The sequence below is a fragment of the Paenibacillus glycanilyticus genome (assembly GCF_051200795.1).
GTDB classification, from domain to species: domain Bacteria; phylum Bacillota; class Bacilli; order Paenibacillales; family Paenibacillaceae; genus Pristimantibacillus; species Pristimantibacillus glycanilyticus.
The window spans coordinates 6071136-6092500 of record NZ_CP195155.1 but is presented as its reverse complement, the minus strand read 5'-3'; the positions used below and the strand labels follow the sequence as shown (position 1 = coordinate 6092500).

The window sequence follows — 21365 nt, the reverse complement described above, 5'->3', positions numbered from 1 at the left end:
CCCCGAAATAGCTTTAGGGCTAGCCTCGGTTAAGAGTGTCGTGGAGGTAGAGCACTGATTGGGTGCGGGGCCCGCCAAGGGTTACCAAGTCCAGTCAAACTCCGAATGCCATAGACATGTTTACCGGGAGTCAGACAGTGAGTGCTAAGATCCATTGTCAAGAGGGAAACAGCCCAGATCATCAGCTAAGGTCCCCAAGTGTGTGTTAAGTGGGAAAGGATGTGGAGTTGCAAAGACAACCAGGATGTTGGCTTAGAAGCAGCCACCATTTAAAGAGTGCGTAATAGCTCACTGGTCGAGTGACTCTGCGCCGAAAATGTAACGGGGCTAAACACACCACCGAAGCTATGGCATGACACGTTTGTGTCTTGGGTAGGGGAGCGTTGAATGCGGATTGAAGTCAGACCGGAAGGACTGGTGGACTGCATTCAAGTGAGAATGCCGGTATGAGTAACGAAAAGACAAGTGAGAATCTTGTCCGCCGAAAGCCTAAGGGTTCCTGAGGAAGGCTCGTCCACTCAGGGTAAGTCGGGACCTAACGCGAGGCCGAAAGGCGTAGTGGAAGGACAACAGGTTGAAATTCCTGTACCACCGTAAACCGTTATGAGCAATGGGGTGACACAGAAGGGCAGTGACGCAGGCTGATGGAATAGCCTGTCCAAGCAGTGAGGCAGAGTTGTAGGCAAATCCGCAACTCGCGTAAGCTAGGCTGTGATGGGGAGCGAAAATTGCAGTAGCGAAGGTCATGTACTCCGGCTGTCAAGAAAAGCCTCTAGCCAGGTGAAGGTGCCCGTACCGCAAACCGACACAGGTAGGCGAGCAGAGCATGCTAAGGCGCGCGGAAGAACTCTCGTTAAGGAACTCGGCAAAATGACCCCGTAACTTCGGGAGAAGGGGTGCCTCGGTAGGGTGAATAGCCCGAGGGGGCCGCAGTGAAAAGGCCCAAGCGACTGTTTAGCAAAAACACAGGTCTGTGCGAAGCCGTAAGGCGAAGTATACGGGCTGACGCCTGCCCGGTGCTGGAAGGTTAAGGGGAGCGGTTAGGAGCAATCCGAAGCTGTGAACCGAAGCCCCAGTAAACGGCGGCCGTAACTATAACGGTCCTAAGGTAGCGAAATTCCTTGTCAGGTAAATTCTGACCCGCACGAATGGCGTAACGACTTGGGCGCTGTCTCAACGAGAGATCCGGTGAAATTTTAATACCTGTGAAGATGCAGGTTACCCGCGACAAGACGGAAAGACCCCATGGAGCTTTACTGCAGCTTGATATTGGACTTTGGTACGATCTGTACAGGATAGGTGGGAGCCTGAGAAGCATGAGCGCCAGCTTGTGTGGAGGCGACGTTGGGATACCACCCTGATCGTATCGGAGTTCTAACCTGCTACCCTGAATCGGGTAGAGGGACCGTGTCAGGTGGGCAGTTTGACTGGGGCGGTCGCCTCCTAAAATGTAACGGAGGCGCCCAAAGGTTCCCTCAGAATGGTTGGAAATCATTCGGAGAGTGCAAAGGCATAAGGGAGCTTGACTGCGAGACCAACAAGTCGAGCAGGGACGAAAGTCGGGCTTAGTGATCCGGTGGTACCGAATGGAAGGGCCATCGCTCAACGGATAAAAGCTACCCTGGGGATAACAGGCTTATCTCCCCCAAGAGTCCACATCGACGGGGAGGTTTGGCACCTCGATGTCGGCTCATCGCATCCTGGGGCTGAAGTAGGTCCCAAGGGTTGGGCTGTTCGCCCATTAAAGCGGTACGCGAGCTGGGTTCAGAACGTCGTGAGACAGTTCGGTCCCTATCTGTCGCGGGCGCAGGAAATTTGAGAGGAGCTGTCCTTAGTACGAGAGGACCGGGATGGACGTACCGCTGGTGTACCAGTTGTTCCGCCAGGAGCACCGCTGGGTAGCCAAGTACGGACGGGATAAGCGCTGAAAGCATCTAAGCGTGAAGCCCCCCTCAAGATGAGATTTCCCAATTAGTAAGACCCCTTGAAGACGACGAGGTTGATAGGTTCGGGGTGGAAGCACAGCAATGTGTGGAGCTGACGAATACTAATCGGTCGAGGGCTTATCCTAAAACAACCCCCAAAAAGTGAAGTTAAGCGTTGCAGCTTATTCCGATTACTTTTCGGGGACCCCGCAAGAAACTTAAGGAATTCAAACTTTCGCATCCAGTTTTCAAGGCGCAAGCTTTGAATGTATTCCCTGATAGCTCAGTTGGTAGAGCACTCGACTGTTAATCGAGTTGTCACAGGTTCGAGTCCTGTTCGGGGAGCCATTCGCTCTCATAGCTCAGTAGGTAGAGTGCATCCATGGTAAGGATGAGGTCACCGGTTCGATCCCGGTTGAGAGCTCCAGAAGCACTTTTCAAGGCCCGTTGGTCAAGGGGTTAAGACACCTCCCTTTCACGGAGGTAACAGGGGTTCGAATCCCCTACGGGTCACCATATATACTTAAACGGTGGATCTTTATTGCCTGTGGAGGCTTAGCTCAGCTGGGAGAGCATCTGCCTTACAAGCAGAGGGTCGGGGGTTCGATCCCCTCAGCCTCCACCATTACAACATTGGGGATTAGCCAAGCGGTAAGGCAACGGACTTTGACTCCGTCACTCCAAGGTTCGAATCCTTGATCCCCAGCCATTTTAATACGAGCCATTAGCTCAGTTGGTAGAGCACCTGACTTTTAATCAGGGTGTCGAAGGTTCGAGTCCTTCATGGCTCACTTTTCTTAATAAGTTTCACCCATGCGCGTATGGCGGAATTGGCAGACGCACCAGACTTAGGATCTGGCGGGCGACCGTGGGGGTTCAAGTCCCTCTACGCGCACCATACTTACCATCCAAACCTTCAGGAGATGTCCTGAAGGTTTTTTTGTGCTACATTGTAGCCATATCATTATTAGGGCAAAGGAGATATCGATAATGAACGAAATGATAGCTTTATTGCAGCAGCACCGTTCTATTCGCAAATTTACGAAGGATCCGGTAACGGAGCAGCAGCTCGATGCCATATTAACGGCGGCGCAGCAAGCGTCTACTTCAAGCAATATGCAGGCTTATTCCGTCATTGGGATTACGGACATGGAACTACGCAGGGAACTGGCTAAGCTGGCGGGTAACCAGGCTTATATCGAGGAAAGCCCCGTATTCCTCGTCTGGTGCGCTGACCTGTACCGCTGGGAGCAGGCAGCTAAACGACATTATGAGGACGAGATGCCAAGCACGACGGAGAATTTTATTATCGGTACGGTGGATGCGGCCTTAGCGGCGCAGAATGCAGCTATAGCGGCTGAATCTCTCGGACTTGGGATTGTGTATATCGGGGGGATCCGAAATCAGCCGGAGCAGGTGTCTGAGCTTCTACAGCTCCCGCAGCATGTGTACCCGGTGTTTGGGATGTGTATTGGCGTGCCGGATCAATCTCCGCTTAACCGGCCGCGTCTGCCGCGCCAAGCGGTCTATTTCGAGAATACTTACAAGCAGGGCGCCATAGACTCTGCTATCGATACCTACGATGAAACGTTAAGCGCTTATATGAAGGAAAGATCGAACGGAAAGGCCAGTACAGCATGGTCACAGGCAATGGCCGGCAAAGCGGGTCCGGTACGCATTCACATGCGCTCCTTTTTAGAAAAGCAAGGATTTAAGCTCGAGTAAGGTTTAGCTCCTTAAACATTAAATCGGTTAATCCAATGTCGATTGGTCAAGTATCACATTTCTGTCATTGACAACGCATCTGAGAACGATTATCATTATACCTAGTTAATTGATAATTGTTATCACGGACGCGCTGCAGGCGCATAATAAATGACACGATCTGCCTTACGGCATCGGAAGGAGCGTGCAGGTCAAATGATTCGTCTTGCGACTTCGAATCTGGACATTGCTTATGATGATCGACTCATCGTTCAAAATTTAAATATTGCTATCCCTCAAGGCAAGATTACAGCCCTTGTCGGCTCTAACGGATCGGGTAAATCAACCATCCTGAAGACGATGGCGCGGTTGATGCATCCATCTGGAGGCAGCGTTCTCTTGGACGGAAGATCGATTCACAAGCAGTCTACAAAAGAAGTGGCGAAGCAGCTTGCGATTTTGCCGCAGAATCCGACAGCTCCGGACGGCCTGACCGTTGCCGAGCTTGTATCGTATGGCCGTTTCCCTTATCAGAAGGGCTTTGGTTCCTTGACGAAGGAAGACCGAGGTATTATCCAATGGGCCATTGAAGCGACAGGCATGGGAGAATTCACCGATCGCCCGGTTGATCAACTGTCCGGCGGTCAACGCCAGCGCGCATGGATCGCAATGGCGCTTGCGCAAGAGACGGACATTTTGTTCCTCGACGAACCAACGACCTTCCTCGATATGGCCCATCAGCTGGAGGTTCTCCATTTGCTGCAGAAGCTTAACGAGATGAACAACCGTACGGTTGTTATGGTTGTCCATGATTTGAACCATGCGTCGCGCTACGCGCATCACATGGTTGCCATCAAGAAGGGTACTGTTGTAGGCGAAGGAACCCCGGCCGAGGTTATGACCCCGGATGTTTTGCGTGAAGTATTTAATATCGAAGCAGACATCGTTCCCGATCCGCGTACAGGCGTGCCGCTTTGCCTGCCATATGCATTGGCTGGAGAATCGGCTGCCGATAAAGTAATGGCCGATACAAAACCTGAACGTATTTTGACAGCCGCAGGAGCGTAATTGTAACGAAAAGCCGTGCCGGAAAGCGCGGCTTTTTCTTTTCAAAACTTTTCTTAAAAAAACTTTTATAAAACAGTTGCATTTTGTTTTTGAAGGTGATATATTATTACTTGTCGCCGCGATGATAACGAAACGCGAACGACAACGAAAGTAACATGCGGAAGTGGCTCAGCGGTAGAGCATCGCCTTGCCAAGGCGAGGGTCGCGGGTTCGATTCCCGTCTTCCGCTCCATAATGTGCGGCCTTAGCTCAGCTGGATAGAGCGTTTGACTACGAATCAAAAGGTCAGGAGTTCGAATCTCTTAGGCCGCGCCATTCTTTATCAATACTTACTTATACTTGTCGGGATGTAGCTCAGCTTGGTAGAGCACCTGGTTTGGGACCAGGGGGTCGCATGTTCAAATCGTGTCATCCCGACCATTTAATACGCGGGTGTAGTTCAATGGTAGAACTTTAGCCTTCCAAGCTAATAGCGTGGGTTCGATTCCCATCACCCGCTCCAGATTTTCAAACAATCTCCTTCTCCGGAAGGAGTTTTTATATTTTATACCCTTATATTGGCAGCCCCCGCGGGGGCTGCCTTTCGCGCTTTCTGAAAAGAAAGTGGGCGCTCCGGGCTTCAACCGAGCGCCGTTTTGTAGTATGATGATTAGAAGTTGAAAATGCGTTAAAGTACAGGAGGATCAGTATGTCGGACCAAGTAACATCGACTTTATCGGCACAACACCGGCCGCAGGCTAACAATTTGCTGCGCAGAGACGTCCGTTTCCTAGGCAACATACTTGGGGAAGTGCTCGTCCATCAAGGCGGCCGCGAACTGCTGGATATCGTCGAGCAAATTCGTGAAACAAGTAAAGCGTTACGCGCTGAATTTGTACCTGAGCTTTTTGAACAGTTTAAGACGACAATTGCATCATTAAGTCCCGAAATTCGCCATCAGGTGATTCGTGCATTCGCGATCTATTTCCAATTGGTCAACATTGCAGAGCAGAACCACCGTATTCGCCGTAAACGCGACTACGAGCGTTCCGCAGGGGAAAGTGTACAACGAGGTTCCATTGAGAGCGCGATTTCCGATCTGAAAGAGCGCAACATCGATGTTGAAGGCGTTCAAGAAATTTTGAGCAACATTTCACTCGAGCTCGTAATGACTGCGCATCCGACGGAAGCGACGCGTCGTGCCGTGCTTGATATTCACAAGCGGATTGCCGAAGACGTAATGGAGCTTGATAATCCGACTCTGACTTACCGCGAACGCGAGATCCTTCGGGACAAGCTACTGAACGAAGTGCTTATTCTGTGGCAGACTGATGAGCTCCGCGACCGTAAGCCAACTGTTATCGACGAAGTGCGCAACGGGTTGTATTATTTCGACGAAACCCTGTTTGAGGTGCTTCCTAACGTATACGAAGAACTGGAACGCAATCTTACGAAATATTATCCGGGCGAGTCCTGGCATGTACCAAGCTATCTGCGCTTTGGCTCATGGATAGGCGGAGACCGCGACGGCAACCCGTCCGTAACCGCTAAGGTCACATGGGAGACGCTGACGCTTAACCGCCAGCTGGCTATTAAGAAATACGAAGAAAAGCTGCATGAGCTTGTTGGCATTCTGAGCTTCAGCACGAACCTGGTTGAAGTATCCGAAGAGCTGATCAACTCGATTAAGAAAGACCGCGAGCACGTTGAGCTTAAGTGTATCGACCTGTGGCGCAATGCGAAGGAGCCTTACCGCATTAAGCTGGGCTTTATGCTGGAGAAGCTGGCCAATACGCGTGACGAATCGCTCAAAGGCTCTGCAATGCGTTATAACAGCGCAAGCGAGCTGCTTGAGGATCTGTACATTATCGACCGCAGCTTGCGCGGACATTTTGCCGATTACGTAGCGGATACGCATATTGGCAAGCTTGTACGCCAAGTGGAGCTGTTTGGCTTCCATATGCTTACGCTTGATATCCGTCAGCACAGCCAAGAGCATGAGAATGCGATGGCTGAAATTTTGGCGAAGATGAATATCGCTGAGAACTACGGTTCCTTGTCGGAAGAAGAGAAGATTGAATTGCTCAGCAAATTGCTGGAGGACCCGCGTCCGCTTACTTCTTCCCATCTGGATTACTCGGCATCGACTCGCGAGTGCCTGGACGTGTATCACACGGTCTACAGAGCGCAACAAGAGTTCGGACCGGAATGTATTTCGACTTATCTGATAAGTATGACACAAGGCGCCAGCGACATGCTGGAGGTTATGGTCTTCGCGAAAGAGGTTGGCCTGTTCCGCAAGGAAGCAGACGGCAGCGTTCGTTGCACGCTGCAATCCGTGCCGCTCTTCGAGACGATTGACGACCTTCACGCTGCACCTGGCATCATGAAGCTGCTCTTCGAGCTGCCGATCTATCGTCAAGCCGTAGCCGCAAGAGGAGACCTGCATGAAATTATGCTTGGTTACTCCGATAGCAATAAAGACGGCGGCGCGGTAACGGCGAACTGGGAGCTGCGCGTAGCGCTTAACGATATTACGGCAACTGCCGGCGAATACGGCATTAAGCTGAAGTTCTTCCATGGCCGCGGCGGTGCGCTTGGCCGTGGCGGTATGCCTCTTAACCGCAGTATTCTGGCTCAACCGCCTCATACGGTTGGCGGCGGCATTAAAATTACCGAGCAAGGCGAAGTATTGTCCTCGCGTTATTCGATGCAGGGCATTGCTTACCGCAGCCTGGAGCAGGCAACATGGGCGCTCGTTACAGCTGCCCGTCTTGCGAAATACCCGCAAGCACAAGACGATGCCGTGCTGAAAGAGTGGGAAGAGATTTCCCGTTCGATCTCGGAAACGGCACTGAACAAATATCAGGATCTGATCTTCCGCGATCCGGACTTCCTGACTTACTTCAAAGAGTCTACTCCGCTTCCTGAGGTTGGCGAGCTGAACATCGGTTCCCGTCCATCTAAACGGAAAAACAGCGACCGCTTTGAAGACCTCCGCGCAATTCCTTGGGTATTTGCATGGACGCAGAGCCGTTACTTGCTGCCGGCATGGTATGCGGCAGGTACTGCCCTGAAGCAATATACCGGCGATGATGCGCAGCGTCTTGAAACCTTGAAGACGATGTACGAGAAATTCCCGTTCTTCCGTTCGCTGATCGACAACCTGCAAATGGCATTGGCTAAAGCAGATTTGACGATTGCGAAGGAGTATGCGGATATGATCTCCGACAGCACGATTCGTGACCGCATCTTCACGCAGATCGAGAACGAATATAAGCTGACTTCGGAAATGATCTTGAGCATCACCGGGCAAGACGAGATTCTGGACAACGTACCTGTTATTCAGGAATCGATTCGTCTGCGTAATCCTTACGTGGATCCGCTCAGCTATATGCAAGTTCAGCTTCTGACAGAGCTGAGAGAGCTGCGCGCGAAGGAAGAAGACGATCCTGAACTGCTCCGCGAAGTACTTCTTACCATAAACGGCATTGCTGCCGGCCTGAGAAACACGGGCTAACAGCAGACTTTATAACCGGGAATTCGGCTTATTACAAGCCGAATTCCCGGTTTTTTTAAATTCTAAGAAATTATAAGTTTTATCTTATAAAATGGCTTAGAATTCTCCGGAATGAAACGCGCCACGCCACAAATGACGGCGATAGCCGTTTCACCTTGTTTCGCCTATTATTTATCCTCCTTTAAAATCTGCTTAAGTTTGATTTAAGGTACAACCCTCATGATAGTAATCAAGCAAGCGACATCAATTGCGAACGAAATAGCGATTGTAATGACAAAGGAGCGATTACGATGAACCATAACGAATTCGAAAATAACCAAGTTAACGGAAACGATACAAATAACACGGAATCTACAGCTGAACATAAGCCCTACACCTATACTTACGGACCTAGCCGCTCGGCAGCGAATCTTCGCGAGGCCTACGAGAATCAATTGCAGCTGATGGGGACGGGTGGTTCCGATGGCGGATACGGCAGCGGCGGCAAGAAGAAGGGAAAGAAATCGCAGGCCAAAGCGATGGTTGCGGCTTTCCTAGTTGGCGCGGTAGTAATTAGCGGGTTTATGTATGCTTCGGATAAAACAAATCTGTTCACCGGTAATCAGCAGCCTGCAGCGGCAACCACGCTGGCGAGCAATACGGCACAGCAATCGGCCGGCGTGACAACGGCATCTGCAAACGTTGATGCTTCTATCGCTGACGTATATAAAGCAGCATCCCCTGCCGTAGTCAAAATCGAGAATTACACGGAGCCGGTTCAAAGCAACGGCAGAGGCTTCGGCGGCAGAGGAGGAGGCTGGCAAGGATTTAGCCAAACACCGCAGTCCCCAAGCGGCAGCGGCCAATCCGATTCCACGGATAGCTCGAATTTACAGCTCGCAGGAACGGGGACGGGGTTCTTTTTCGAATCCTCCGGTTATATCCTGACCAATGACCATGTTGTTGAAGGCGCCGCGCAAGTGAAGGTGCAAGTAGAGGGTTATGACGAGCCGTTTGTGGCAGAGGTTGTGGGCGAGAATGCGGATCAAGACTTAGCCGTATTGAAAATTACAGGCTCCAAAGCATTCCCGACTCTTGCCATTGGTGATTCCGATCAAACCGCTATCGGGGATTGGGTTATCGCCATCGGCAATCCGTATGGATTCGACCACACAATGACCGTTGGAGTACTTAGCGCGAAGGAACGTCCGATTACAATCAGCGAAGATGATGGCACCGAGCATCAATACGAGCATCTGCTGCAAACGGATGCTTCGATCAACCCGGGTAACTCCGGCGGACCGCTGTTGAATGCAAAAGGCGAGGTCATCGGTATTAATACAGCCGTGAATGCGGAAGCGCAAGGTATCGGATTTGCTATTCCAACCAGCACGATTCAAGAAACCCTCAAGCAATTGCTTGGCAAAAGCGCATAATGCCATTATCCATTCATAAGGTTAAGGAAACGAAGAGGCCGCTATCGCGCCTCTTCGTTTTGTTTTTGCTTTTGAAGGCGGAGAACCGATATAATAGATCAGATGCGAATGGAGGTTTTTGTTCGATGAAAACTTCATCCGGCTATTGGACGGGCGTTGTGATGGTTATTGCCGCAGCGGCATGCTACGGAATTATGTCGCCGGTGCTAAAGCTTGCCTACGGACATGACTATACCTTTCAGCAAATTACGGTGCATCAGGTCGGGATGGGTGCGGCGCTTCTGTGGGTTCTTCTCCTTCTGCGGCCAAGCTCGTGGAGCAAGCTGGCATTCAGCTTGAAGCATTGGGCGGCTTTAGCGTTTACCGGTATTTTTGGCTTAAGCATGACAACCGTATTATATAATCAAACCCTGGAGAGATTGGATGCTTCCTTCTCAATTGTCTTGCTTTTTCAGTTCATGTGGATTACGATTTTGCTAGAAAGTTTGCGGGGCCGGAAATGGCCGACGAAATGGCAATGGGCGGCTATCGTTATGGCCATGGCAGGAACGGTGCTGGCTGCCGGACTGCTCCAGAATAAACTTACGGATATGGATTGGGCTGGTGTTGGATATGGACTGGCATCGGCGTTCTCATACAGCCTGTTTCTGTTTCTGGCGGGCAGGGTTGCTCCTGGCTATGATCCTGTCTTTAAGTCAGCTCTAATGATGTCATTCGGATTTATTGTGATTCTTGTGTTGTACGGCTATAAGGCATTTGATGGCGTTGACCAGCAATGGGGGCTTCTGGAATGGGGATTCGCGCTCGGGCTGCTAGGGCAGGTCATGCCGACCGTTTTCTTTAATGCCGGTATTCCCCGGGTAGGAAGCGGGCTGGCATCCATGCTTGGAGCGACGGAGCTGCCTTTTGCCGTGGTAAGCGCATGGCTGATTCTAGGGGAACCGATAACGTTAATCGGTACAGCGGGCATATTGCTTATACTGGGCGGTATCGTGGTGGCCGAATACGGTGCGCGCCTAAGGCGGCAAGCCGCGTGACCATGCTTACGAAGTAAGAATTAACACGAAATGCGCGTGATTGGACCATGCTTACGAAGTAAGAATTAACACGAAATGCGCGTGTTAATTCTTTGTAGGAGGATGAATAGTGAATGTATTGGAAGCCCGTCTCGCCAGATTAGCGTTGAAAGGCGACCAGCGGGCATTTGCTGAGCTTGTAGGTCTGTATCAGGACAAGCTGTTCCATATGGCCTACCGAATGTTATATAACCGCCAGGAGGCGGAAGACGTCGTTCAGGAAACGTTCCTGCGCGTCTATAAAAATCTGGAACGATACGACGAGTCGCTCAAATTCTCAACGTGGATTTACCGAATTGCGACGAATCTTTGTATCGACCGGCTGAGGAAGCGGAAGCCTTCTTATTCGCTGGATGCGGAGTCTACGGATCATGAGGGCCTGGATGGCTATTCCATGATCCCGAGCGATGACCGTACGCCGGAATCCGAGCTTCTGCTGTCGGAGACTCAGCGGATTATTCACGAATCCATCGAATCGCTTCCTCCAAAGTATAAGACGATTATGATGCTTCGCTACATTCAAGAGATGTCCCTGCAGGAGATTGGCGATGTTCTGGATATGCCTGTCACGACAATCAAGACGCGTGTCCACCGCGGCAGGGAGTTTCTGCGGAAAAAGCTGGAACACAAGTTATAGCTTAAAAAAAGTGAAACATCTGATGCGAGCTGTACGTACTCTATAAATGTGAAGAGCTTATGCGCGAGCAAACGAAAGAAAGGACTGGCTGCTATGAATTGCAACGTCGCGGTTGTATGGATGCATGATTATTTGGACGGCGATCTGCCGCGTGAAGATGCGCAAGAACTAAAAAGTCATTTGCACTCATGTCCCGCTTGCCTGGCCCGCTTTGAACAGCTGGAGAAAACGGAAGCGATGATGCTGGGTACGCTAGAGCATACCGTTTCCATTCCCGATTATGATAAATCAGCCCTGACCGACCGTATTATGGCGCAGCTGCCAAAACCGGCAAAAACAAAAGAGCGTCGCGGCGTGCTCCGGTTCATCTACAAGTATCCGGGTCTTACGGCTGCCGCGTTGTTCGTGCTTGTCATGCTTGGCAGCTTCACTTCGATATGGGAACAGGATTCCAAGCTGATTGTATCCGGAGAAGATCTTCAGCAGGTCGTTATTAACGGTAACACGGTTACGGTACCGGAAGGCGCCCACGTGAAGGGGAATCTGGTTGTCGAGAATGGAACGGCCGATGTGAAAGGCGAAGTGGAAGGCAACGTAACGGTCATCGACGGCAGCCTCAACCTGGCATCAACGGGGTACATCGCAGGACAAAGCCGGACCATTGATCAGGCGCTAGACTGGTTCTGGTACAAAGTGACGGAAACGTTCAGCGGATTGGCTTCTTAGGACGAACTGCCTCTCTTGCAGAGAGGCGGTTATTTTTTTTATGAAAAAAAGGGTTTCGAAGTGCAATTCTAGAAAAGAATAAAGTTGAGTCCAAAAAAACGCATGATGGAGCGTCGTACGTTTCGCGGGTGAAATATAGGCGGAAGATAGAGAAATCTTATACTTACTTAAATGATGAGTTGTCGTCGGCAGTTTGGGGGTTGATCTATGAATTACTTCAATGATTTGACTTGGAATGGCTGGATAAAGGACATCATTGATATCGGCATCGTCAGTTATATTATCTATAAATTGATTTTGCTGGTGAGAGGCACGAGGGCAGTCCAGCTATTGAAAGGGATTCTGGTCCTGGTTGGCACCTGGGCGATAAGTACCTGGTTTAATCTGTATACGCTGAAATGGCTGATGAACCAGATGTTTACTTTTGGCGTCCTGGCGGTATTTATTATTTTCCAGCCGGAGCTTCGGCGCGCGCTTGAGCAATTGGGACGCGGGAAGCTGTTTGCCCGTACGTCTACGCTCGAGCGGGATCTTATAGCCGAACAGGTCGAGAGCGTAATGAAGGCTGTTCAGCATATGGCTCAGCGGACCATCGGGGCATTGATTGTTTTTGAACGAAATACGGGAGTCAGCGAGCTGATCGAATCCGGGATTCAGATGGAATCGCGGATTACGTCAGAGCTGCTCATAAATATTTTTACGCCAAATACGCCGCTGCACGACGGGGCTGTGATTATCCGGGGCAATCAGATTATGGCTGCGGGCTGTTATTTGCCGCTTTCGGAAAATCCGTTTATCAGCAAAGAGCTGGGGACGCGCCATCGCGCAGCGATCGGGGTAAGCGAGGTGAGTGACGCCATCGCGGTTATCGTGTCGGAAGAGACGGGACAAGTCTCCCTCGCGATTAACGGAATGATTGTCCGCGATATTAAGGAAGAATCGCTTATTTCCAAGCTGTTCGAAGAGCTGACGCCGAAACAGACAAACGGCAAGGAGCGGGCAACCGTGTCCTCGTTCTCATTCTCTTCGTTCTGGAAGCGGAAAGGAGGCCGCGATGGATAAGTGGTTAAGTCATCCGACGATACTTAAGATTCTTTCCGTGGCGATTGCGCTGCTTCTATGGGCTATGGTCCATTTTGACCCGGAATCGACCCCGGCCACGGTGACTTCCACGATGGATACAAAAGTCATTGAGGCCGCCTCGGTTATTCCGACCGGACTGGACGAAACGAAATACGCACTCGTAAATGTAGAACCTACCGTGGTCCGGCTGGTCGTCGAAGGACGCAAAGCGAATCTGTTGACGATGAAGGACGAGGATTATGCGGTACATCTGGATTTAAGCCACGTGACGCCAGGCGAGCATGTGGTGCCGCTGACCTATGATTTGCCCAAGGGCATTAGTCTGATTGAAATGTCGCCGCGTTCCGCTACAGTGGATATTGTAGAGATCGAGACGAAGACGTTCGAGCTTGGGGTCGCAACGGAAGGGACGCCTGCGAACGGTTATATTGCCGGTACGCCAACGGTGAAATCGGGAACAATCGTAAACGTTACTCTGCCGAAGGACGAGATGGCTCTTGTCGGGGCCGTGCGTACAACCGTTGATATCGAAGGCTCGGAGAAGAACGTTGTGAATAAAAAAGCGCAGGTTGTTGTCTACGATACGGAAGGCGAAGCAATGGATCATGCGATAATACGCCCTTCTACGGTAGAGGTCGAGGTACCGGTAACTCCTCCGCTCAAAACAATGCCGCTGCAGATCAGCTACACCGGCAGTCTCCCGAATGGACTAAGCGTCAGTTCAATAAAGGCGGATATCGATAAAGTCGCCGTATACGGGGATCAGAAGCTGCTGGATTCCATGGATACTTATACCGGCGGCGTGACGGTTGATTTGTCGAAGATCAAGGAATCCGGTACCGTCAAAGCAAAGGTAACGGCAGTTGGCGACGTGAAGATGGTTGAGCCGTCAGAGATCGATGTGGAGGTTAAGGTTGTGCCATCCCAGACGCTGACATTGGACCGTAGCGTAATCTTGAATGATTTGCCCGATGGGCTGAAGACTGCCTTTAAGGATCCGGCAAACGGCCATATCTCGATAACGGTTCGCGGCGCGCCAAATATGCTTGCGGCTATTCAGGCTAATGATGTCCGGCTTATAGCGGATCTGAGCGGTGCCAAGATTGGCCAAGCGACGTTTCCGCTTCTCGTGAAGCTGCCGCGGTTTATCGACCTAGCCGATGAATCGCAGAAATATACGGTGACGCTTGATATTGCGGACAAAAACGCCCCTAGCGGGAATAACACGGCCGGCGGCGGCAGCAATAATGGCAACGGGGATGTCCCGGCCGGCGGTCAGCCGGAGGATACGCCTTCGCCGCCGCCGGATACGGATACGGGAGCAGGAAACGGTGCCGGAAATGGCTCCGGAAATGGTTCGGGCACGAATACAGGCTCCAGTCCTGATCCTTCTTCGAGCACGGACACCGAGGCCGATCCGGATACCGGCCATTAAGGAATGGAAGCATGGAAGCGGGAAAAGCGGTAATTAATAGTAGTTCAAAAGCAGCCTCAGATGGAGTAGGATATGGAATAGGCCATTTGCAGCAGCAGATTTAACGACAAAAGGGGCATGAGAAACGATGGGGAAATATTTTGGAACGGACGGAGTGCGCGGAGTAGCCAATCAGGAGCTGACTCCGGAGCTTGCTTATAAAATCGGCCGCTGCGGCGGTTACGTATTAACAGGACAGGCGGATAAGCCTAAAGTGGTTATCGGCCTGGATACGCGGATCTCGGGTCCGATGCTGGAGGCTGCTCTTATTGCGGGTCTTCTGTCGATTGGCGCAAGCGTTATTCGTCTTGGCGTTGTATCGACTCCTGCGGTTGCGTACATTACGCGCGAGCTTAAAGCGGATGCGGGCGTTATGATCTCGGCTTCGCATAACCCGGTTCAGGATAACGGCATCAAGTTCTTTGGCGGCGACGGCTTCAAGCTGTCCGACGAGACGGAGCTTGAAATCGAGCGTCTGATCGATGCCGAAGTGGATGAGCTGCCTCGTCCAATCGGCGGCGATATCGGTGCGGTAACGAACGACGATCAGGCGAAATTCCGTTACCTCGATTACTTGAAAACAACGATTAAAGGCGATTTCGGCGGCCTCAAAATCGTTCTCGACTGCGCGCATGGCTCAGCTTACGAGCTGGCGCCGAAAGTATTCCGCGAGCTTGGCGCGGAGATTATTACCGTGGGCGCAGAGCCGGACGGCCGCAACATCAATGCGGGCGTTGGCTCGACGCATCCGGAATATTTGCGCGAGCAGGTTCTGGCGCATGGCGCGGACCTTGGTCTCTCGTTTGACGGCGATGCAGACCGTCTGATTGCGATCGACGATAAAGGCGAAGAAGTAGACGGCGACTACATCCTGTGCATCTGCGGCGATGCGATGAAGCGGGCCGGCAAGCTGCATAACGATACGATTGTGACAACCGTTATGGCGAACATCGGGTTCTTCAAAGCGACGCAGCGTCTTGATCTGAATACGGCGCAAACGGCTGTCGGCGACCGTTACGTGATGGAAGAAATGCGCCGCGGCGGCTTTAACCTCGGCGGCGAACAGTCCGGCCACGTAATCTTCCTGGATTACAACACAACCGGCGACGGAATTCTGACGGCTCTGCAGCTGGTTGATACTCTCGTGGCATCCGGTAAGAAGCTAAGCGCGTTAAAAACGCTGATGAGCAAATATCCGCAGGTGCTGGTGAACGTTCGCGTAGCGGACAAGAGCCTGTACGCGGGAAATGAAGCAATTGGCAACGCCGTAGAGCAGGTTGAGAAGGAGCTTGGCGATAACGGCCGCGTGCTTGTTCGACCTTCCGGCACGGAGTCTCTGATCCGCGTTATGGCGGAAGGCCCGGATAAGGACCAGATCGAGGAGTATGTGGCACGAATCGTAAACGTCGTGAAAGAGCAATTAGGCTAAACGTTAGCGGGCTTAAAGCCTTTGCATACGCATGCGAAAGTCTCCACGATTCCGTGGAGACTTTTTACATGCGCGGCTAGGCCAATGAATATATAGGTAATGTAAGGGAATTCATTTTCTTGAGAAGTTTGGGCAAATGCAGGACTAGGCTTGGGCAATTCGGACGAGAAGGCGTATATTGTTAGGGGAAAATAAGGGCGTTGTTCGTCCTGCGCCTAAAGTTCAGGTTGCGAAACAAGTCGAAAGTGAATATGATAGGAAGTATGATTCAAGCAGGAAAGCGAGGATAGAGGTTAAAATTAACGTTTTATAAGCGCCAGAGCTTCAAGGGGGATGACGCCTTCCAATCTTATTTACAAGATCGGAGAGGGTCACACGAGGAAGCTGACGAGGTGAAGGTGTTCGAATTATTCGGCGGGGACCTTCCGGTTATCGCAAAGCCAACCGAAAGCCGATACGCAAAAAGATTGGGCGACCGATCTCACAAACGTTCGGCAGGCTGCACTTATTGATCATTTTGTTCATTTCGAGGTTTTTTACAAACATGCTCCCGTATGTCTATGGTGCCGCCTGAGAGGTTGGCACGGGCAAAAGGGAAAATAACGCCTGTGCCGCATATAGGCTGGCAGCCATAGTCATAGTGGGGAGACTACTATTGATTATCGGAGGTCTTTATATATGTGTGGTATTGTAGGATATATTGGTAAACGTGATTCTCAGGATATTTTGATCGAAGGACTTAAGAAGCTGGAATACCGCGGTTACGACTCCGCCGGTATTGCGGTATTCACAACGAACGGACTGGAGATCAAGAAATCCAAAGGCCGTCTGGCTGTCTTGGAAGATAAACTGCGTGATGAGCCGCTTGCCGGGTCGGTTGGCATCGGACATACGCGCTGGGCTACTCATGGCAAGCCATCGGACGTTAATTCGCATCCTCATACGGATAACTCGGCGAAGTTCTCGGTCGTGCATAACGGCATTGTCGAAAACTACCTGGATCTGAAAGATGAGCTGATGGCGAAAGGACATCGTTTTGTGTCGGAGACGGACACGGAGGTTATCTCGCACCTCGTTGCAGACGAATACGACGGCAACATTGTCGAAGCGGTACAACGTGCCGTTAAACGCATGCGCGGCGCGTTTGCGCTTGGCGTATTGACGGAATACGAACCAGAACGTCTGGTTGCGGTTCGTTTTGCAAGCCCGCTTGTTATCGGCATCGGCGAAGGCGAGAACTTTATCGGGTCGGATATTCCGGCAATTTTGGAGCATACTCGAAATGTATACATCTTGAACGACGGCGAAATGGCTGTATTGACACGCGATAGTGTCGAACTCATGACGACAGAAGGCGAATTTATTTCCAAGGAAATATACCATGTCGATTGGGATCTTGTGACAGCGGAGAAAGCCGGATTTGATCATTTTATGCTGAAAGAAATTTACGAGCAGCCGAAGGCTTACCGTGACACCATGCTGGGCCGCATTGCGGAAGATGGAAAGTCCGTAAACCTGAAAGAGCTGACAATGACGGCGGATTACGTGAAGTCGATTCGCAAAGTGCATATCGTTGCTTGCGGTACGGCTTATCATGCAGGCATGGTTGGCAAAACGGTTATCGAATCGCTCGCTCGCATTCCGGTTGAGACGGATGTAGCATCCGAATACCGTTACCGTTCGCCAATTATTACGCCTGACACGCTTGTTATCGTCGTAAGCCAATCGGGCGAAACAGCGGATACGCTGGCTGCGCTTCGCGAAGCGCAGCGCAACGGTGCCCGCGTTCTCGCGATCACGAACGTTGTAGGCAGCTCGGTTGCCCGCGAAGCAGACGATGTGCTCGTTACTTGGGCAGGTCCGGAAATCGCGGTAGCATCGACAAAAGCGTATACTTCGCAGCTGATTGCCTTCTATCTGTTTGGTCTGCACTTGGCTACCATCCTGGGCACAAAAGACGAAGCAACCGTTACCGGTCTCATTGCAGCAATGAATGAGCTTCCCGAGCAAGTAGAGAGCATTCTCGAAAACGCTCCGGTTCTGAAGCAAGTAGCGGAGTCGATCTCGCATCATAAGAGCCTGTTCTTCATCGGCCGCGGCGTTGACTATGCGGTTGCGCAAGAAGGCTCGCTGAAGCTGAAAGAAATTTCGTACATTCACTCCGAAGCGTACGCGGCGGGCGAGCTGAAGCACGGTACGCTGGCCTTGATCGAGGACGGTATTCCGGTCATCGCGCTTGTCACGCAGGAAGAGCTGTACGAAAAAACGCTGAGCAACATCAAGGAAGTAAAAGCACGCGGCGCGCATGTCTTTGGTCTTGCGAATGCAGGCAGCGAAGCGGAGGTTGGCAAATCGGTTGACGAATTGTTCGCGATTCCGAAAACTTTGCCGATCTTGGCACCAGCCCTGTCGGTTGTGCCGCTGCAGCTGATCTCTTACTATGCATCGCTGGCACTTGGCCATGATGTTGATAAACCGCGTAACCTCGCGAAGTCGGTTACGGTGGAATAAGGTTTAAATAGGATGTTATGAATAATGAAAAGCCAGCAGCCGAAGGGCTGCTGGCTTTTTTGCTGTACGAATTGGATTACCACGCGATAACGCCTTGCTCATTCAGAAATTCACCGTTATGCCGCTTACCGTCCGTCGCGTATCCTACAATGATGTCAGCGCCTTCCGTCTTCGATTTACCGCCTTCCGCATTGCCGTTCAGATCGGTTGTCGTGAAACCCGGCGTTACGGCGAACACTTGAGCAACGCTGTTTCTTAATTCATAGGCCATCGATAAGGTCATGGCATTGTTGGCCGTTTTAGACGAGTTGTAATCGAAGGCGTTTAGCGTGAATTCGGCGTTTTGCATATGGTTTAGGGACGCCATGTCGGTTGATACGTTGACGATCGTGCCTTCGTTATCCTTGATTAACGGCAACAAACGCTGGTTTAAGCGATAGGTACCGAAGAAATTCACTTCAAAAGCGTTCCGCAGATCTTCTTCCTTCGTATCGGTAAAGGAGCTGGAAAAAGCGCCCGGCATGCCGGCGTTGTTAATCAGAAGCTTTAACGCCGGATATTTCGTCTTGATTGCTTGCGAAGCTGTCTCAATGCTTGCCATATCAGTCATGTCGATTTGAATCCATTCCACGTCGAATCCTTGAGCGGACAGTTCGGAGACGGCGGCTTGGCCCCGCTGCGCATCGCGGGCGCCGAGGACTACTCGCCAGCCTTTTTCGCCCAGCTGTTTGGCGATTTCAAATCCGATTCCTTTATTGGCTCCTGTTACAAATGCGGTCTTTTTCATTAGAATCCCTCTTTCATCGATTGTTTTTACGTTTCATGATATAAAGCTTAATATGCTACACTTAGTGTAGGTCAACCAAAATTTTAAACACACGAGGATAACTATGTTTACGATTGGACATGTGGCGAAAGAGACCGGATTGAATATCGGAGCGATTCGTTTTTATGAAAGAAAAGGGCTGTTGGAACCGGCCGCGCGGAATGAACAAAATAATCGGCTCTATAGCGAGCACGAGCTGAATTGGCTGGTGTTCATCAAATGTCTCCGCGAAACCGGAATGAGTGTGGAAGACATTAAGCAATACTATGAGATGGTAAAAACCGGAACTTCAACCCTTCCTGAAAGAATTATGCTCATTCAAGAACAGAAGCAAAAGCTTTTGGACGATATCGAGGAGAAGAAGCAGCAGCTCGTTCACTTAGAGCATAAGCTTGACCGTTATTATCGCGGTGAGAATTACTAGCGGTTATCCTTGGATTACTGGGGAATTTATGCATGAAACCAACTTTAAAGACGGACAGGGGAGAGCTACGATGATCAAAGGATTCGGAGGAGTATTCTGGAGAACCAAAAATATTGAAGCGCTTAAAAAATGGTACAACGAAGCAATGCGGCTTGAAATAGGGGATTGGAATGGGACGATGATAAAAAACGAATCGGAGAGCGAAACGATCTTCTCTCTTTTTACCGAAGCTGACCCTTATTTCCCGACAGATCAACAAGTGATGCTGAACTTCCAAGTACATAATCTGGACGAGACGATTAAGCATCTTGAACAGGTTGGCGTACCTCTCGCAAGGGAAAAAGAAAGCAGCGAATTCGGACAGTTTGTGTGGATTGAAGATCCGGATGGCCGGCTGATCGAGCTGTGGGAGAAGTAATTAACGCAAACGACTGTAATCGTGGTTATTAATTGATGCGACTAATAGGTCCCGCAAGGCTGTTCTGATACTCAGAGCAGCCTTTTTTTATTGCCACGAGCAGACGATGCAAAATATATCATTATGTTAGGTTTACGAAATGAAGTTCTCATAATATGCTTAGTTATATAGTGATTTAAAACATCAATTGGAATTATCTGTTGTCATTTTGTTAGCTTAAAGTGAGGAGATCGCGGACATGAGGGAGTACGATTACGAATATGCGGACTTTATCTACTATACGCCTGGCGAGCTGGACAAGGCAGGCCGGCTGTGGCCGGTAAGGGCGGGAAGATGTCTGGCCAAGCCCCATTATAAGGTTGGGCCAAAACGAATCGAGTGCTACAGCATTCATATCGTGCGGGAAGGGAGGCTGCGGCTCGAATATGAGGGCCGGCAGGTGGAGCTTGCAAGGGGAGATCTCTTCGTCCTATTCCCGGACCGAACGTATTACTACGAGATGCTTCCGGCCGAACGGCCGCTCGAGATGCGCTGGCTGGCTATCGACGGAGACCGGGTAGAGGCGCTGCTTCAACTGGCTGGTCTTACGGAGCAAGAACCATTCCGTCGAGGTACCGTCTCTTCGCGGATTGAAGCAGCCGCAGAACGGGCTATCGATGCGCTGGAGCGGGTTCAGCGCTGGCGGCCCGCAGTGGCCTTGGAGCTGCAAGGTTATCTGTACGGGCTGCTCTCGGCCCTGGTGCTGGAAGAGGCCGGGCAGGGGCTGGAGCTGGCGAGCTGGATCCAAGAATGCGCGGAATATATGGAGCTCCATGCGACTGAAGGGATTACGGTCCAGCAGGTGGCTGAGTTTGCGGGCGTACACCGCTCTTATTTTACGCAAGTCTTTACCGAAGAGATGGGGATGCCCCCGATGAAATATATGCAGAAGGTCCGGATGGAGAAAGCTAGACGCCTCTTAATCGATACCCATGCTTCGGTGACGGAGATCGGATTGTCTCTTGGATATCCGAATCTGTATACATTTACAAGAGCCTTTAAAATGTACTTCAAGGAATCTCCGCTGGCTTTAAGAAAGGCGGAGGCCTAGGCGAATCCGTCCTGTTATTCATGTAAGCGATTGCATAGAATCTCCTCAAAAGGAGTTGTC

At 50.9% G+C, this 21365-nt stretch carries 15 protein-coding genes, 11 tRNA genes and 1 rRNA gene (1 of these 27 only partly in view); 26 read left to right on the top strand and 1 reads right to left on the bottom strand.

Features of this window, described 5'->3' with window-relative positions:
- From ACR9FF_RS27445 to glmS, 23 genes are all read left to right on the top strand, one after another.
- Positions 1-2071: ribosomal RNA gene (locus ACR9FF_RS27445) — 23S ribosomal RNA — on the top strand (it extends 863 nt beyond the left edge of the window).
- A gap of 126 nt (positions 2072-2197) precedes the next feature.
- A tRNA-Asn gene (locus ACR9FF_RS27440) sits at positions 2198-2273 on the top strand.
- Positions 2274-2276: 3 nt separating this feature from the next.
- A tRNA-Thr gene (locus ACR9FF_RS27435) sits at positions 2277-2352 on the top strand.
- 14 nt (positions 2353-2366) lie between these two features.
- Positions 2367-2441 (top strand) — tRNA-Glu (locus ACR9FF_RS27430).
- A gap of 33 nt (positions 2442-2474) precedes the next feature.
- A tRNA-Val gene (locus tag ACR9FF_RS27425) sits at positions 2475-2550 on the top strand.
- 9 nt (positions 2551-2559) lie between these two features.
- Positions 2560-2634 (top strand) — tRNA-Gln (locus ACR9FF_RS27420).
- 9 nt (positions 2635-2643) lie between these two features.
- A tRNA-Lys gene (locus ACR9FF_RS27415) sits at positions 2644-2716 on the top strand.
- 24 nt (positions 2717-2740) lie between these two features.
- A tRNA-Leu gene (locus ACR9FF_RS27410) sits at positions 2741-2823 on the top strand.
- A 92-nt stretch (positions 2824-2915) separates the two neighbouring features.
- A complete protein-coding gene (gene nfsA, locus ACR9FF_RS27405; RefSeq protein ID WP_435166958.1) occupies positions 2916-3650 on the top strand; it encodes an oxygen-insensitive NADPH nitroreductase in 735 nt (244 codons plus the stop codon).
- Between the two features lie 195 nt (positions 3651-3845).
- Positions 3846-4697, top strand: a complete 852-nt coding sequence (locus ACR9FF_RS27400) for an ABC transporter ATP-binding protein (RefSeq protein ID WP_435166955.1) — start codon at positions 3846-3848, stop codon at positions 4695-4697.
- Between the two features lie 157 nt (positions 4698-4854).
- Positions 4855-4929 (top strand) — tRNA-Gly (locus ACR9FF_RS27395).
- A gap of 6 nt (positions 4930-4935) precedes the next feature.
- A tRNA-Arg gene (locus tag ACR9FF_RS27390) sits at positions 4936-5012 on the top strand.
- A 28-nt stretch (positions 5013-5040) separates the two neighbouring features.
- A tRNA-Pro gene (locus tag ACR9FF_RS27385) sits at positions 5041-5117 on the top strand.
- Between the two features lie 8 nt (positions 5118-5125).
- Positions 5126-5199 (top strand) — tRNA-Gly (locus tag ACR9FF_RS27380).
- A 186-nt stretch (positions 5200-5385) separates the two neighbouring features.
- Positions 5386-8196 carry a phosphoenolpyruvate carboxylase gene (gene ppc / locus ACR9FF_RS27375; protein WP_127492403.1) on the top strand — a complete coding sequence of 937 codons (2811 nt, stop codon included), beginning with the start codon at positions 5386-5388 and terminating at the stop codon, positions 8194-8196.
- Positions 8197-8486: 290 nt separating this feature from the next.
- Positions 8487-9611: a S1C family serine protease gene (locus ACR9FF_RS27370; RefSeq protein ID WP_435166951.1), complete on the top strand. Its 1125-nt coding sequence runs from the start codon at positions 8487-8489 to the stop codon at positions 9609-9611.
- Between the two features lie 125 nt (positions 9612-9736).
- Entirely contained in the window at positions 9737-10648 is a 912-nt protein-coding gene (locus ACR9FF_RS27365) for an EamA family transporter (RefSeq protein ID WP_127492407.1), read from the top strand.
- A 109-nt stretch (positions 10649-10757) separates the two neighbouring features.
- Positions 10758-11324, top strand: a complete 567-nt coding sequence (sigW, locus tag ACR9FF_RS27360) for an RNA polymerase sigma factor SigW (protein ID WP_015847179.1) — start codon at positions 10758-10760, stop codon at positions 11322-11324.
- A gap of 93 nt (positions 11325-11417) precedes the next feature.
- Positions 11418-12050, top strand: coding sequence for a zf-HC2 domain-containing protein (locus ACR9FF_RS27355; protein WP_127492409.1), 633 nt, complete (start codon positions 11418-11420; stop codon positions 12048-12050).
- Between the two features lie 207 nt (positions 12051-12257).
- Complete coding sequence (cdaA, locus tag ACR9FF_RS27350) at positions 12258-13112, top strand: diadenylate cyclase CdaA (protein WP_201009147.1); 855 nt, start codon at positions 12258-12260, stop codon at positions 13110-13112.
- Entirely contained in the window at positions 13105-14568 is a 1464-nt protein-coding gene (locus ACR9FF_RS27345; protein ID WP_435166945.1) for a CdaR family protein, read from the top strand. The genes cdaA and ACR9FF_RS27345 overlap by 8 nt, the downstream gene beginning before the upstream one ends.
- A 127-nt stretch (positions 14569-14695) precedes the next feature.
- Entirely contained in the window at positions 14696-16036 is a 1341-nt protein-coding gene (glmM, locus tag ACR9FF_RS27340) for a phosphoglucosamine mutase (RefSeq protein ID WP_435166942.1), read from the top strand.
- Positions 16037-16714: 678 nt separating this feature from the next.
- Positions 16715-18547, top strand: coding sequence for a glutamine--fructose-6-phosphate transaminase (isomerizing) (gene glmS, locus ACR9FF_RS27335; RefSeq protein ID WP_435166939.1), 1833 nt, complete (start codon positions 16715-16717; stop codon positions 18545-18547).
- Positions 18548-18623: 76 nt separating this feature from the next.
- Here glmS and ACR9FF_RS27330 read toward each other — a convergent pair whose 3' ends face one another.
- On the bottom strand, positions 18624-19334 hold the full coding sequence (locus tag ACR9FF_RS27330; RefSeq protein ID WP_435166936.1) for an SDR family NAD(P)-dependent oxidoreductase: 711 nt from the start codon (positions 19332-19334) through the stop codon (positions 18624-18626).
- 103 nt (positions 19335-19437) lie between these two features.
- Between ACR9FF_RS27330 and ACR9FF_RS27325 the strand changes: the two genes are divergently transcribed.
- The 3 genes from ACR9FF_RS27325 (at position 19438) to ACR9FF_RS27315 (ending at position 21305) form a co-directional block, all read left to right on the top strand.
- Entirely contained in the window at positions 19438-19797 is a 360-nt protein-coding gene (locus ACR9FF_RS27325; protein ID WP_317981314.1) for a MerR family transcriptional regulator, read from the top strand.
- Between the two features lie 70 nt (positions 19798-19867).
- Positions 19868-20215 (top strand): VOC family protein, encoded by a 348-nt coding sequence (locus tag ACR9FF_RS27320; protein WP_435166933.1) that lies wholly within the window; start codon positions 19868-19870, stop codon positions 20213-20215.
- A 238-nt stretch (positions 20216-20453) separates the two neighbouring features.
- Positions 20454-21305 carry an AraC family transcriptional regulator gene (locus ACR9FF_RS27315; protein WP_435166930.1) on the top strand — a complete coding sequence of 284 codons (852 nt, stop codon included), beginning with the start codon at positions 20454-20456 and terminating at the stop codon, positions 21303-21305.
- The last annotated feature ends 60 nt before the right edge of the window (positions 21306-21365 follow it).

Bases quoted from the DNA above. Each gene is read 5' to 3' on its own strand.
- nfsA (WP_435166958.1), top strand. From the start codon at position 2,916: ATGAACGAAATGATAGCTTTATTGCAGCAGCACCGTTCTATTCGCAAA.
- ACR9FF_RS27400 (WP_435166955.1), top strand. From the start codon at position 3,846: ATGATTCGTCTTGCGACTTCGAATCTGGACATTGCTTATGATGATCGA.
- ppc (WP_127492403.1), top strand. From the start codon at position 5,386: ATGTCGGACCAAGTAACATCGACTTTATCGGCACAACACCGGCCGCAG.
- ACR9FF_RS27370 (WP_435166951.1), top strand. From the start codon at position 8,487: ATGAACCATAACGAATTCGAAAATAACCAAGTTAACGGAAACGATACA.
- ACR9FF_RS27365 (WP_127492407.1), top strand. From the start codon at position 9,737: ATGAAAACTTCATCCGGCTATTGGACGGGCGTTGTGATGGTTATTGCC.
- ACR9FF_RS27355 (WP_127492409.1), top strand. From the start codon at position 11,418: ATGAATTGCAACGTCGCGGTTGTATGGATGCATGATTATTTGGACGGC.
- cdaA (WP_201009147.1), top strand. From the start codon at position 12,258: ATGAATTACTTCAATGATTTGACTTGGAATGGCTGGATAAAGGACATC.
- ACR9FF_RS27345 (WP_435166945.1), top strand. From the start codon at position 13,105: ATGGATAAGTGGTTAAGTCATCCGACGATACTTAAGATTCTTTCCGTG.
- glmM (WP_435166942.1), top strand. From the start codon at position 14,696: ATGGGGAAATATTTTGGAACGGACGGAGTGCGCGGAGTAGCCAATCAG.
- glmS (WP_435166939.1), top strand. From the start codon at position 16,715: ATGTGTGGTATTGTAGGATATATTGGTAAACGTGATTCTCAGGATATT.
- ACR9FF_RS27330 (WP_435166936.1), bottom strand. From the start codon at position 19,334: ATGAAAAAGACCGCATTTGTAACAGGAGCCAATAAAGGAATCGGATTT.
- ACR9FF_RS27325 (WP_317981314.1), top strand. From the start codon at position 19,438: ATGTTTACGATTGGACATGTGGCGAAAGAGACCGGATTGAATATCGGA.
- ACR9FF_RS27320 (WP_435166933.1), top strand. From the start codon at position 19,868: ATGATCAAAGGATTCGGAGGAGTATTCTGGAGAACCAAAAATATTGAA.
- ACR9FF_RS27315 (WP_435166930.1), top strand. From the start codon at position 20,454: ATGAGGGAGTACGATTACGAATATGCGGACTTTATCTACTATACGCCT.